We start from the raw sequence: 13,939 nt of genomic DNA on the forward strand, positions 1-13,939 counted from the left end.
CATGCTCACGACATTGCGCATTGAACATTTTGCTATTGTTAAACAACTGGAACTGGATTTTGCACAAGGCATGACTACCTTTACAGGTGAAACAGGCGCTGGCAAATCAATCATGATTGACGCCTTACTGTTAGTTTTGGGTGAAAAGGCAGATCCTTCCGTAGTTCGCCCCGGCGAAGAAAAATGTGATATCACCGCTGGATTTTGTTTCGATGAATCATCAGAACCTGCTCAATGGTTAGCAGAACACGATATTTCTTGCCAAGATGGTGAAATTTATCTTAGGCGTATTATTTACCCAGAAGGCCGTTCCAAATCTTATATTAATGGACAACCTTTCCCTTTACAAAAAATAAAGGAATTAAGTGAAAAACTGGTGCATATCCATGGACAACACCAGCATCAAACACTCATGCAACATGCGACACATAGACAACAACTTGATCGCTACGCCAACAACCACCTCTTGTTAAATGAAGTCAATGCACTCTATAAGCAACACCAACAAATAGTACAAGAAATAAATACATTACAAAGTCAGGAGCAACAAGTTGACCGAATCAAATTATTGCAATTTCAAATTGATGAATTACAAGCGCTTGGTATCCAAGAAGGTGAGCTGGAAGCCTTGCATCAAGAGCATCAAATATTACATCATGCCAGAGAGTATCTGCAGTTAAGCCAACAGATCAATGAGTTATTGAATAGTGACGATCAACCCAATATTTGCTCTGGCTTAAATCAGATTTTTCAACTGATTCAGCAACTCCCTCAAGAACAACCACAAATAAAAAGTACTGCCGAATTAATTAATTCAGCATTGATTCAATGTGAAGAAGCCATCAGTGAAATGCAAGAATTCGCAGATAAAATTCAACTGGATCCAGAAAGATTGCAAGAAGTGGAATCGCGAATAAGTTCTATTCATCAATTAGCCCGGAAATACCATCTTGATAGCAAATCACTTCAGAATCATGAAAAAACATTACAAAATGAACTGGAGAATTTGCAAAATGTAGAAAGCAAATTGGCCCATCTCCATTTACAATTAGCTCAAATCAATAAAGCTTATGAAAATGCTGCATTAAAATTGAGTGAGTCACGCAAAATTCACGCCGAAAAACTGGCTCAAGAAATAACGGCCAGCATTCAGCAGTTAGGGATGCCTAAAGGCTGGATTGAAATCGAAATCACTCCTTTAGAAAAAATGCAAGTTCATGGATTAGATAAGGTGGAATACAAAGTATGTACCAATCCGGGGATGGCGCCTGATTCATTAAGCAAAATTGCCTCAGGGGGAGAATTATCCCGAATCAGTCTTGCAATACAAATGATTACTGCACAACAAGGCTCAACACCCACCTTATTATTTGATGAGGTAGATGTGGGAATTGGCGGCTCAACTGCTGCACTAGTTGGAAAAATGCTGCGAAACCTCGGAGAAAGATTGCAGGTTTTTTGTGTTACCCACCAGCCGCAAGTTGCTGCCTCGGCACATCATCACTTTTTAGTCACAAAAAATAGTAATAACAATCAAACTTTTACTAATATCTCATTACTTGAAGCACCCGCTAAAGTTGCCGAGATCGCTCGCATGTTGGGTGGGCTCACTATAACAGAACAAACGCTGTCTCATGCGAAAGAGCTGATATCACTGAGTAATGAGTGAGCATTATAGTCATTTCTCTGTAAAATTTTACCAATCTATTTATTTAATTTTCTATTTTTTATACAAAATCAAACTTAATTCAAAATATTAAAAAAAATTAATAAAAAAAACAGCACAATTAATAAAATAATGCTACAATGGATGCGTAACAATTTAGGAAATTAACATGTCAGAAAAAATTCGTGGTACAGTCAAGTGGTTTAATGAGTCCAAAGGTTTCGGTTTTTTAGAAAGTGGCGGCAAAGATTATTTTGTACATTTCAGTGCGATCCAAGGCAGTGGTTTTAAAACCCTGGCTGAAGGTGCTACTGTAATGTTTAAAGCTTGCAATGGTCAAAAAGGACCTCAAGCTGAGGAAGTTGAAGTAGTCTAATTTTTTAATATTAGCCCTGTTTTTTCAAGTATAATTTAATCCTTGGAAAAACAGGGCTTTTTTTTATCTGGAATATTCTTAATATACCACTTCTATATTGCATTAAAGAAAAATCCTGCTCAAGCAGCTACTTTAGTAAATATTGGTTAAAGCGAGCTCAATTATATGATAAAGTTTCTGCCATCGTTCCATTCAATTGCAGAAAAGCGTGTTAGGAATTCAATTTAATAGAAGTCAATGGCGCTCGAACTATTATTGGCAAATACCAGTGCTGATAATAGCAATTATCAGCATTCTGTTTTTCATCGGTAAAAAATTATTCCACTTAAAAGTTGCGCCAGTAAGCGTACCTAATAAGCTTGTTGAAGTTGAAACCATTAAAAGACACAACTTACAACAAACAATCCATTTATTAGGCACCATTCATCCAAAACACGCAACGACATTAATTGCTAAGGAATCAGGGATGCTGGATACCCTTATCCCAACTGGCCAAAAAGTCACAAAAGGGACACTTATTGCAAAAATCAACAACCCAGATCTTGAAAAAAATCTACAGCTTTCACTGAGCGCGGTAGAATTGGCAAAAGCACAATATGAACGCATCACCCCTTTAATTAAATCAGGATATGTCAGCACCAGGGAAGTCGAAGAAAAAAAACAAGCCTGGATTGATACTCAAAAAGAATTATCAAAAACCAGGATTGAATTGGATAACCTCCGCTTTTATGCTCCCTTCGATGGAATAATTGGAGCATACAAAAAAAGGGAAGGGGCACAAGTCAATGCAGGCGAGCCTGTTGTAAGTATTTACGACCCATCTGCTTTGGTTGTCGATTTTGATATTCCTTGCAGTAACTTAACAACGCTTAATGAAGGTCAACCTGTTTATGTGCTAGGTAAACGGTATTCATTAAGTCATTTACAAAAAATGCTCGACGAAGACACCCACATGTGCCCAGCTGACGTAGATATCCAATGTGAAAATTGTCTTATTGGTGCGACCACGAACGTTGAACTCGTTGTTGCGGAAAAAAATAACACCATTGTCATCCCCTTCCAGGCATTATTTTTGAGAAATAGTAAGCCTTTTGTATATATCGTAAAAAAAGGGAGAATTGTTCTTGCTTCGGTGAAAACGGGATTGCAGCAACAGGATAAAATTGAAATTGTCGAGGGATTAAAAGCCGGGCAACAATTGGTTATAAAAGGCCAGGAACGCTTATACCCTGAAATGGCCGTTGATATTTATCATCCAGCAATAACTAACAGCTAATATTATGAACCTCACCAGCTATTTCATCAAACATCCTGTAATCACCATCATCTTAAATGCCATGATTGTTGTTCTGGGACTGCTATGCCTATATAATTTACAGGTAAGGGAATATCCTGATATCCATTTTCCTACAATAACCGTTTCAGCAAACTATCCCAACGCCAGTCCTGATTTAGTTGAAACCGCCGTGACTAATGTTCTGGAAGATCGCCTTGCTGGTATAGAAGGGTTAGAAACAATTACATCCCAATCAAGCACTGGCTATGCCCAAATCACCTTGATGTTTCGTTCAGGGACATCCATGGATAGGGCACTAAGTGCCACTCAAGACGCCGTAGGAATAGCCAAAGCACTTCTGCCGCAAGAAGTAAGATCACCAGTAGTTGAACGTCAACGCAAATCCAATGGCCTTCCTTTCATTGGGATTTCATTGGAGTCAACCTCTAAAGACTTTGGTGAACTGACTCATTACGCTAATCTTAATTTAAAAAATGTCTTTCGCAGTGTGCAAGGTGTTGCTTCCGTTGAGGTATGGGGGCAACCCTATACTTACAATATTACCCTCCAACCTGAAAAATTATTTTCTTTTGGGGTTAATGTAGATGAAATAGTGAATGCACTCGCAAAAAATCGTATTTCGCTGCCTGCAGGTAATTATAGAAATAAAATTCCCAGTACTCTTAATTCCGAGCTGAAAACTCGGGAAGATTATGAGAATCTTTTAATTAAAACAAATTCCAGGCATCCAATTTTACTCAAATCACTCGCCAGTGTTGCTTTGGAAACCGATAACTCACAAATGCGAGTTCGCGTTAATGGGCACGCTGGGGTTGTACTTTCTATCAATAAAGCGAATGAAGCCAATCCTATTGAAGTCTCTAAAGAAGTTCGAAAAGTGATTAAAGGATTACAACAAGGGCTACCTAAGGATCTGAAAATAAACACTATAATTGATCAGTCTGACTTTATTAATGCCTCACTAAAAAACATTAGATCAGCGATTGGCGAAGCCATTGGTTTAGTCTTAATCATAGTTTTTCTCTTTTTACGCAATATTAAAGCCACCATCATCCCTCTAATTACCATTCCAATTTCATTATTGGGATCCTTGCTTTTCCTTAAATTATTTGGTTTTTCGCTCAATTTAATGACATTACTGGCAATGGTATTGGCAATCGGTTTAGTTGTAGACGATGCAATTATTGTCCTGGAAAACATTTGGCGTCATATTGAAAGCGGATTATCTCCATTGGAGGCTGCACTTAAAGGAGCACGTGAAATTGGTTTCGCCATTATTGCAATGACCTTTACTCTTAGCAGTGTTTATTTGCCTATAGCCTTTATCCAGGGCATGCTGGGACAACTCTTTGTTGAATTTGCTGTTGCTCTGGCCGGTAGTGTTTTTATTTCTGGGATTGTTGCTCTGACACTTTCACCATTGATGTGTGCCAACCTTTTGAGCGCATCTTCTAAAAACTGGTGGCCACAATTCGATCATGTTCTTGAAAGGTTAACGAAACAATACTCCAATGTTTTACAATTCATTCTGAAACACCAAAAGATTACTTTGATAACAGCTCTGATTTCTGTTGTTGCTTGCTTTGGATTTTATAATTTAATTAGTCATGAAACTGCTCCTAAAGAAGATAGGGGTTTAATAGGTATTTATATCCCTCCTGTAGCAGGAGAAGACATAGGAATGTTGGATAACAAAACAGGAAAACTTGAAAAAAAACTCAATACTATACCTGAATCAAGTAATCGCCTGACTTTTATTGGTGATTGGGGCGGGTCAATAGTACTGCCTTTAAAACCTCATGCTCAACGTAATCGAACCGCGAATCAGCTTGTTGAGAAATTAAGACCTTCCTTTAACCACTTCCCATCCATGGATCCTCATGTCTGGAGTTGGGATACGGGCTTACCAGGAATCGATGATGCTGGCAGTGGTTCTGAGTTAACCCTGGTTATTTCTACGCCAGACAATTTCAGGCAATTATTTGATGAGACTGAAAAATTAAAAGGCATTCTGGATAAAAGCAAGTTATTTGAAACAGTGAGCTATGACCTTCGGCTTGATACCATGGGATACAATATAGATCTTGATTATAATCAATTGGCAAAACTTGGGCTTACAGCGAATCAGGTGGCAAAGACGATTGAGGTATTTTTCAGTGGCGACAAGTCACAAACCTTTGAAAAAGATGGAGTCGTTTATAATTTATCGATTAAAGGAGATTCCTCGCCCTGGACTTTGAATGAACTTTATTTAACTACAAATGAAGGAAAGCCTATTTCATTGGGGGCTATTACTAAAATGCAACCTAAAGCCCAACCTGCAACTCTTGATCATTATCAGCAAATGCGTTCGACCACTCTACACGTCCAATTACACAAGGGAGATTCTATGGCGAAGGCTATTGAAAAACTATGGACCATTGCCAAGGAAGTGATGCCCCAACACTTTAAACTGACCTGGACTGGTGCGGCCAAGGCATTTCATGAATCCTCCAATTCCATGTTATTTTTGTTTTTCTTATCCTTGGCTTTCATCTATGCTATTTTATGCACACAATTTGAGAATTTTACTGACCCCTTCATTATTCTTTTTACTGTACCACTAGCCTGCTCGGGTGCCTTATTATTCACCTATTTATTTGGACAATCCTTAAATATTTACACGCAGGTAGGTTTGATTACTCTAATTGGTCTCATTAGCAAACACGGCATTTTAATAGTGGAATTTGCTAATAAACTACATCAAGATGGTGCTTCACTGCCTGAGGCTATACAGAAAGCAGCCACATTACGTTTACGACCTGTATTAATGACAACTGGTGCCATGGCTTTTGGCGCTATCCCTTTAGTATTATCACACGATGCGGGTTCTGAATCCCGACATGCCATAGGAACCGTATTGATTAGCGGTCTCAGTGTTGGAACACTGTTTACCCTATTCGTTTTGCCTGCAGTTTACAACATCATTAAATCCAAACTACTTGATTTGCAAAAAAGGGGTAAGAATCAACTCGGCAAAGAATAAAGATTTATTTAAAATGAAATAATTGGATATGGATTTTTGCAAATACTCTCAGTATTCTAGGCAACATGATTTCCCGATGGCTTATTTATGACTTGTAAAGGATCTACGGTATTAATGGTTCCACCGGAAGGATTTTGCTTTAATTATGAAACATCAACCAGCAACTCTTTCCAATCATTCATGTCTATCAAAGACATAAGCACTAAGGCGCTAGCAGAATTTACTGCTATGGTCTTACAACTGGAAAAAGAAGAGATAAACGTATTAACCCTCTCGCAGAGCAAGAATTTACCGGATGCCGTTTTTCCTAATAACTGGTTTTCAACACATACCGATACAAAAGGGAATAATATCCTGATTATTTATCCATTATTAGCTAAAAATAGGCAAGCAGAAGTCAATATCAAAGGATTAATTGAAGTACTGAACAATGCTCAATTTGAAGTTAATGAAATAATTGACTTAAGAAATGATAAGGGTGAAATTCTTGAAGGAACTGGCAGCCTGGTTTTAGATAGAGAAAACCTCCTTCTTTATGCCTCCTTATCCCCACGAACATCCCTGAACCTGGTCAACAAAGTGGCTGATATTCTGGGATACACTCCTATTGTATTTAATAGTGTAGACAGACAGAATAAGCCCGTTTATCATACCAATGTCATAATGAGCCTAGGCAAATACTACGCTATTATTTGTTTGGCCTCGATTACAGATGCTCAACAAAAAACAATAGTTTCACAAAGTTTCAAAGAAACAGGAAAAGCAATTATTGACATTAGTTGGAATCAAGTACAGCACATGTGTGGTAATGTTTTGGAACTTTATAATAAGAATGATGAAAGTCTTTTAATTTTGTCCGAGCAAGCCAAACGCCACTTTACTCATGAACAACTAAGAATCCTCCAGCAATACTCCAAATTAATATCAACAGATATCCCTACAATAGAAGCCATTGGAGGTGGAAGCGCACGATGCATGATGGCTGAAATTTTTTATTAAAAGTTCAAAAAATTTTGCTACCAGTTTAATTTCCCTTCAGATATTCTCTAGAACTGGACTTACGGAAAACCCCAAGGTCAGGGCAAAAAAGTTTATAAGGATAGAGTTTAGATAGACTAAATAATTGAATTGAAAACTTTTTTAACAAGAAGATTGGGTGTTTACACAAGTCCTGTAGAAAACTAATCATTCAGACAGGGAATCATCATGAAAATTAGTGAATTAAAAAAAATGGTTGCTGAATTAAATAAAGAGGTTTCAGGGGAGGCTCACTGCGCAAACATAATTAACCTGGCTGGCAATTTATCAGAAATCATTGAGTATTTTGAGCAGGACGAACATGTTAGCCCGGAGCTTATATACAAAATAGAAACGGTTATTTATGAATTCTGGAAGATAGTTAGTAATACATTGCCTTATGAAGAATGGCAAAATAGTATTCAAGTTGCTCCCTGGCTTACATTACAACGATCATTGGTGAAAGCCGGATTACTGCCTACGGATTTTCACCACCCCATTTTGTACCAGCACTTAAAGGAGCACTATGAAAAGTTGGGGAACAGCCCATTAGGAATTGACCAACTCTTACCCTTGCTTATCCGCAGCAGTCGCATGACGGGTTATGCTAATAAAGATCCACACTCTCTTGATATTTATCCTCATTCACAATTAAATAAACAAATCGAAGCGAAAAGGCCTCAGGAACTGGCCAAGCTAAAGGATATACTCTGCCTTTTAAGAGCCAGCTTCTATCTTATTTATCATTATTGCACCATCGAGCAATTAGCTTTAATCCCTTACCTTATTTATTTCCGTAACCCAACTACAGACGAAGAACGACGATCTGAGTTGGCCATTTTTAACTGGTTAACCCAAAAAACAGCTGATTGTCTTGAATTCTTTAAAATCAATGAAGATTATATTGATACAAGATCATTGAGACAAATTAATGAATTAGGGTCACTACGCCCTTTCATCCCGACTGCACGTGGTGATTTTATTAAATTAACTAATAAAGAACACTGGATATACCCTTTTATTCAAAGCAGAACAAATACGCCAAGTTCAGAGTTTGATTTATTGAATGATACGGTCAATTGGATAGACACAGATTTTGAAACCGAAAAAGTTAAATCCTATCAGGCTGCTTTGGAGTTTGCTCATACCGTCAAAAAGCAAGCAAGCATTTTAACCCAAAGGGAAAGGAAACTAGTGCATGCCGCACTCTACGTCTTTTGCCTGGATAAATATATAAAACAACGTAAAGAAGACCCGCGTCTAAGGTGCACTCCCTTTTCACTTTCAGGAGAAACAAAATGCCGAGCAGCTGAAAAAAAGCAGCAGGAGATACTGGGAAAACCAGTGAAATTTGGATTTTTCGAAAACCTGGCCTTGAATGAAGGAAGATTAAAAAACCTCACCAAGACCTTTGAAACGCCAGAATTGACTTACTAAGAAACAAGTTCAGATTAGAACCTGGGACCGTTGGCATTCACTAAAGGCGTTTCATTTTCGCTTTGAATATTAAATAATTTGGATATTAGAGTTTTAAAAAACTCACGAGGAAATTGTCAGAATTTTTAAGTAATACATTTTTACATTCATTACTGAGAGTGTTCATCGAACTGTGTCACCCCATTGATTACATCTGGGACTTAGGTATGACACAGTTCGATGAACACTCTCTTTACTGGAAATATCAAAGACTGAGACAGGAAAATATTCCGTTATTGCGCCTGAGCATAAAGGTTTGGTGCTCAGTAGTGGCGGAGTGAAAGGCATATCCTATTTGGGCATGTTACAAGCGTTACAAAAGCGAGGAAAATAAAAAATCTCACCCATGTTGGTGGGGCATCTGCTGGAGCAATGGCTGCGAGTATATTAGCCGTTGGCATGGATATTAAAGGCCTCAAAAAACTGATTAAGGGATTGGGCATCATCAAACTATTAGATGAGAGTATAGAAAAATCATGACAGAAGGAAGGATCCAGCATACTGCTCCAGCCCCATGCCTGCAAGAAAAAGAAAACGTTGGTCTTTCAACCACATTTGGCAGCCATGACCCTATTTCACTCCTGACTCAAGTGTGTTCTTCTTTCCTGCATGGTTTCTATGCTGTTGATCACTGTTTGATAACATATCTCTTTCATTACTGGAATATCTTTCAATGGGTATCCTTGATGAATGGCATAAGCTATCAAAAAACTATCCTGCCAAACTTTTTCATTTTTCCTGTGTTTTGCTTTAACCCATAACGCTATCCATAAAAAATGAAACTGCCATTTATCCCGATGCAACTCCATTTCCTCGGAAAATACTGCATCCATAGCATCAGCCAAACGACAAACTTTAACTCCTTCCATAAAGCTACTGTTATGATTGACAATTTTATCAATAGTGGGATTTTCAATATACCATGATTCTGTAAATTGCTTATTTTTAAGCCACATTTTCGAGCGTTTTAAAGATTCTGCTATCTTTTCCTGAGTAAAAGGAACAATCTGAACACTCAACTGTTCAAATACGTAGTCCAAATCAAGCTTATTAGGTTTTAAACGAACGCCCAGAAATTCCAGTATTTCTAAAAAATGCAAATTAGGTATATCACCTTTTTCAACAGTAATAGCTAAAAAATGCTCCACTATTGTTTGAAAATAAGAGAAATCAACTTCACGCAAGGTTACGCTGTCTTCAAAAGCTTTATGGTAATAATCTGTAACTTCTGCTGCGGAAATCTCCGGAGTTATCCAGGCATCTTTAATGCCCAAATCATACTTTAATAATAAACCACATAACCTGTTTTTTTTATTTTTTCTCCCGTGGATAAAAACTCCTTGCGAACCACTTCCATCCACTTCAGTTGCTTTAATCGTTATTCTTGCTTGAATAGCCTCTGTTTCAAATATGACGCCCTTTTTTCTTTGCGTTTTAATCCAACGATCAAAAATTCCATGGTCATGAGTTGGATACCAATGTTTGATTATTTGTAATCTTGACAGTGATGCTGGTGTCAAAGTAATTGTATTCATTAATTGATCGATAGTAGAGAGCGCTATCTCTCGTACCTCGACATTAGGATGGAGTAAGGCCAGTAATGCAATATCTTTTCCTTCTTCAATACTATACAAATCAACAATCAAATCTGCAAAAAAATCGGGGGGCATAGCATAGCTTTGTGCAAAAAAATTCTCTGTTATATCAAATAGGGTTAAATCAGATAATTCATGGATCAAATCTTTTATGGAATCCAAATGATTAAATTGCTCATCTACTTCTACCGCATCATCATCTTGGCTCGCCAAGCCATAATACGCCTCTTTTAAATCGTCAGTTAGCTCAACATGCACTTCATAAAATGCATTCAGTATGGGCAACCAAAAGCTTAAACTATGCTTGTGTGTATCAATAACCTCGGCTAGATGATTCATTAGTTGAGTTAATAATTTTGCGGCATTTTTATTATTTGTCTCTGCAGCTGCTTGCAATTGAGCAATACAAATGTCCAGAGCGAAAACACAGGCTGAATATATAGGAGGGCCATCATGCACTAATTCTTCGCTCAAACTATTAATAAGATGTATTAATTCAAGGCTAATTTCCGGGTGTTGAAAAAAAAAGGCATATAATTGAGGGTCAGGTTCTGCATCTTGCTCAATCAATACAGCCATATCAGCAATTACTCGCTGCAATTCTTGAGTTTTATTAGTCATTATGTTTTTGGTACCTGCCTTGGCTTTCCATTTTCATCAATCGCAACAAAAACAAATACCCCTTCAGTAACCTGGTATTTTTCCATTTTGATCGATGAGTAGGCCCATACCTCAACCTGGATAGTCATAGAGGTATTGCCTACTTTCACTAACTCAACGTGGCAGCTCACTACATCCCCTACATGCACAGGTTTTAAAAAAGTCATCGAATTAATTGCAACAGTAGCGACACGTCCATGGGAAATTCTCTTTGCCAAAACACCTGCTGCCAAATCCATTTGTGATACTATCCACCCACCAAATATATCGCCATTGGCATTAGTATTTAGAGGCATAGCCAAAGTTTGGATAGTTAATTCTCCTTTAGGTGTTTGCATCCTTATTCCCCACCACGTTTTAGTTTGGCCAAAGCATCCGCCATGGCTGTATTGAATACGGTTTTTCTGACCGGTTCCGATTTTTTTATCTTATCTTGTTTTTTCTTATGGTCTTGCTTTTTCTTAAGTTCAGGTTGTTTTTCTTCTACTTGTTTTTTAGCTGGCTTTGGTTTATTTGTCTTCTGCAATATGGCAGGAGCCTGCTCATCATTCAGCCTCATGCTTAAACCAATCCTTCGGCGTTCTTTATCCACTTCAACCACTTTAACTTTTACAATATCACCGGCTTTAACAACAGAACGAGGATCTGTAATAAAGCGGTTGGTCATTGCGGAAATATGTACTAATCCATCCTGGTGAACACCAATATCAACAAAGGCACCAAAATTAGTCACATTACTCACAACGCCTTCCAGAACCATTCCTTGCTCCAAATCATTAATGTCCTCAACGCCCTCTTTAAATTGAGCCGTTCTGAATTCTGGTCTTGGATCTCGCCCTGGTTTTTCCAATTCACGTAAAACATCTCTTATTGTTGGCAAACCAAAATTCTCATCCACGTATTGTTCGGCGTTAATACTTTGCAATAATTCTCTATTACCGATTATTTCCTTAATACTAACTTTTTGATCTGAAATAATTTTTTCCACTAAAGGATAGGCTTCGGGATGAACACAAGAAGCATCTAAAGCATTATCTCCATTCATAATGCGTAAAAAACCGGCTGCTTGCTGAAAAGCCTTTTCACCCATGCGATTGATATTTTTTAATTGATTTCTGTTTGTAAAAGCACCATGCTCATCGCGAAATTGCACAATGTTTTTAGCTAAAGTATCGTTTAGTCCAGAAACATGGGCTAACAAGGCGGCAGAGGCAGTATTAACATCTACGCCAACAGCATTCACGCAATCCTCGACAACACCATCCAGACAACGCGCCAACTTTGCCTGATTCACATCATGTTGATACTGGCCAACACCTATTGATTTGGCTTCAATTTTTACCAGTTCAGCCAAAGGATCTTGCAATCTTCGCGCAATTGATACAGCACCTCTCAGGGAAACATCCAAATCAGGAAATTCATTGGTGGCAATTTCAGAAGCGGAATAAACAGATGCTCCGGCTTCACTGACAATCATTTTTGTTAATTTCAAATCAGGGTACATTTTAATTAAATCAGTGACCAATCGCTCTGTTTCCCGAGAGCCGGTGCCATTTCCTATGCTGATTAAATTAACCTGATACTTCACAGCAAGCTTTGCCAAATCCGCAATGGATTGGTGCCATTCATTTTGAGGGGCGAATGGAAAAATAACAGAATAATCCAGCAGTTTGCCTGTAGCATCCACGACAACAACTTTAACACCTGTTCTAATTCCCGGGTCCAGGCCTATTGTCACTTGTGGGCCTGCGGGAGCAGCCAGCAACAAATCACGTAAATTCTTGGAAAACACTTTAATGGCTTCCTCATCTGCGATTTCGCGCAGACGAGTCAATAATTCAAGCTCCAGCTTGGTGAATAACTTAATTTTCCATGTCATCCTGACCGTATCCAGGAGCCAACCATCCGCTTTTCTTTGCTTGTCAATGACATTGAAGTAAGCCGCAACCTTATTCTCTCCATAATTGGCATCCTGATCGGGTAAAACCAGATTTACTTGCAGAATACCTTCACGCCGTCCCCGGAATAAAGCAAGTGCACGATGGGATGGAATCTTTTTAATCGCTTCCGAATAATCAAAATAATCGGAAAATTTATTCGCTTGATCCTTTTTATTGCTGTTTCCTACTGATTTCACTATTCCGTGTTGCCATAAATACTCTCGTAATTCATTAATTAGCTCGGCATCTTCAGCAAAGTGTTCCATTAAAATATGTCGCGCACCATCCAATGCAGCCTGGGTATTTTCAATGCCTGCTTCGCTATTTATAAATTGGGAAGCCTGCTCCTCAGGATCCAACGCAGGATCTTTCCATAAAGCATGAGCTAATGGCTCTAGTCCTGCTTCAATAGCAATTTGCGCTTTTGTACGACGTTTAGGCCTATAGGGTAAATACAAGTCTTCCAGACGTGTTTTAGTTTCAGCAGCTAATATGCTTTGTTCCAATTCCGGTGTTAATTTTTCTTGTTCACGAATGGATTGCAAAATGACTGTTCGTCTCTCATCCAACTCACGCAGATAAATTAGCCTTTCAGCAAGAAACCGCAATTGCACATCGTCAAGCCCTCCCGTTGCTTCTTTACGATAACGAGCAATAAAAGGGACTGTTGCTCCCTCATCTAACAACCGAATAGCAGTTTCTACCTGCGATACTTTGACCTTAAGTTCATCTGCAATAATTGCGGCTGACGCCAACATCACTTGTGCCATTCATATCCCCGTAAAACATGATAAAAATCGTCTCATTATATACTCATCACATACTATAATGCGATATAGAAATTGACCTAATATCTAAACAAACTGTCCTGATGTGTACCGCCTCAC

The 13,939-nt window shown here is 38.3% G+C and carries 10 protein-coding genes; 7 read left to right on the plus strand and 3 right to left on the minus strand.

From position 1 onward, the window contains the following. Nucleotide 1: 1 nt before the first annotated feature. The 7 genes from recN (at nt 2) to EL201_RS15945 (ending at nt 9,337) form a co-directional block, all read left to right on the plus strand. Nucleotides 2-1,669, plus strand: a complete 1,668-nt coding sequence (recN, locus tag EL201_RS14635) for a DNA repair protein RecN (RefSeq protein ID WP_027222950.1) — start codon at nt 2-4, stop codon at nt 1,667-1,669. Nucleotides 1,670-1,835: 166 nt separating this feature from the next. Continuing rightward, complete coding sequence (locus EL201_RS14640) at nt 1,836-2,042, plus strand: cold-shock protein (protein ID WP_010948512.1); 207 nt, start codon at nt 1,836-1,838, stop codon at nt 2,040-2,042. Between the two features lie 208 nt (nt 2,043-2,250). Beyond that, nucleotides 2,251-3,318 (plus strand): multidrug efflux RND transporter periplasmic adaptor subunit LpeA, encoded by a 1,068-nt coding sequence (gene lpeA, locus EL201_RS14645; protein WP_027222951.1) that lies wholly within the window; start codon nt 2,251-2,253, stop codon nt 3,316-3,318. A 4-nt stretch (nt 3,319-3,322) separates the two neighbouring features. Next, the gene (gene lpeB, locus EL201_RS14650) at nt 3,323-6,364 is read left to right on the plus strand and encodes a multidrug efflux RND transporter permease subunit LpeB (protein WP_027222952.1); all 3,042 of its coding nucleotides are present in this window, start codon (nt 3,323-3,325) and stop codon (nt 6,362-6,364) included. 87 nt (nt 6,365-6,451) lie between these two features. Further along, complete coding sequence (locus EL201_RS14655; protein WP_231955088.1) at nt 6,452-7,363, plus strand: arginine deiminase-related protein; 912 nt, start codon at nt 6,452-6,454, stop codon at nt 7,361-7,363. Between the two features lie 207 nt (nt 7,364-7,570). Further along, nucleotides 7,571-8,818 carry a hypothetical protein gene (locus tag EL201_RS14660; RefSeq protein WP_027222954.1) on the plus strand — a complete coding sequence of 416 codons (1,248 nt, stop codon included), beginning with the start codon at nt 7,571-7,573 and terminating at the stop codon, nt 8,816-8,818. A gap of 369 nt (nt 8,819-9,187) precedes the next feature. Then, nucleotides 9,188-9,337 (plus strand): hypothetical protein, encoded by a 150-nt coding sequence (locus EL201_RS15945; RefSeq protein WP_269456680.1) that lies wholly within the window; start codon nt 9,188-9,190, stop codon nt 9,335-9,337. A 95-nt stretch (nt 9,338-9,432) separates the two neighbouring features. Here the strand turns inward: EL201_RS15945 and EL201_RS14670 are convergent, their stop codons facing one another. Genes EL201_RS14670 through EL201_RS14680 form a run of 3 tightly spaced genes read right to left on the minus strand, consistent with a single transcriptional unit; the run spans nt 9,433 to nt 13,822 of the window. Continuing rightward, a complete protein-coding gene (locus EL201_RS14670) occupies nt 9,433-11,073 on the minus strand; it encodes a lpg2832 family Dot/Icm T4SS effector (protein ID WP_027222955.1) in 1,641 nt (546 codons plus the stop codon). Next, on the minus strand, nt 11,073-11,450 hold the full coding sequence (locus EL201_RS14675; RefSeq protein ID WP_027222956.1) for an acyl-CoA thioesterase: 378 nt from the start codon (nt 11,448-11,450) through the stop codon (nt 11,073-11,075). Before EL201_RS14675 ends, EL201_RS14670 begins: the two co-directional genes overlap by 1 nt. A 2-nt stretch (nt 11,451-11,452) precedes the next feature. Beyond that, entirely contained in the window at nt 11,453-13,822 is a 2,370-nt protein-coding gene (locus tag EL201_RS14680; protein WP_027222957.1) for a Tex family protein, read from the minus strand. Nucleotides 13,823-13,939: the final 117 nt, after the last annotated feature.

The organism is Legionella pneumophila subsp. pascullei (genome assembly GCF_900637585.1).
GTDB classification, from domain to species: Bacteria; Pseudomonadota; Gammaproteobacteria; order Legionellales; family Legionellaceae; genus Legionella; species Legionella pascullei.

What these genes read in the sequence shown, in the direction of transcription:
- EL201_RS14670 (WP_027222955.1), bottom strand. Translation starts at nt 11,073, where the DNA reads ATGACTAATAAAACTCAAGAATTGCAGCGAGTAATTGCTGATATGGCT.
- EL201_RS14675 (WP_027222956.1), bottom strand. Translation starts at nt 11,450, where the DNA reads ATGCAAACACCTAAAGGAGAATTAACTATCCAAACTTTGGCTATGCCT.
- recN (WP_027222950.1), top strand. Translation starts at nt 2, where the DNA reads ATGCTCACGACATTGCGCATTGAACATTTTGCTATTGTTAAACAACTG.
- EL201_RS14640 (WP_010948512.1), top strand. Translation starts at nt 1,836, where the DNA reads ATGTCAGAAAAAATTCGTGGTACAGTCAAGTGGTTTAATGAGTCCAAA.
- lpeB (WP_027222952.1), top strand. Translation starts at nt 3,323, where the DNA reads ATGAACCTCACCAGCTATTTCATCAAACATCCTGTAATCACCATCATC.
- EL201_RS14680 (WP_027222957.1), bottom strand. Translation starts at nt 13,822, where the DNA reads ATGGCACAAGTGATGTTGGCGTCAGCCGCAATTATTGCAGATGAACTT.
- EL201_RS14655 (WP_231955088.1), top strand. Translation starts at nt 6,452, where the DNA reads ATGACTTGTAAAGGATCTACGGTATTAATGGTTCCACCGGAAGGATTT.
- EL201_RS14660 (WP_027222954.1), top strand. Translation starts at nt 7,571, where the DNA reads ATGAAAATTAGTGAATTAAAAAAAATGGTTGCTGAATTAAATAAAGAG.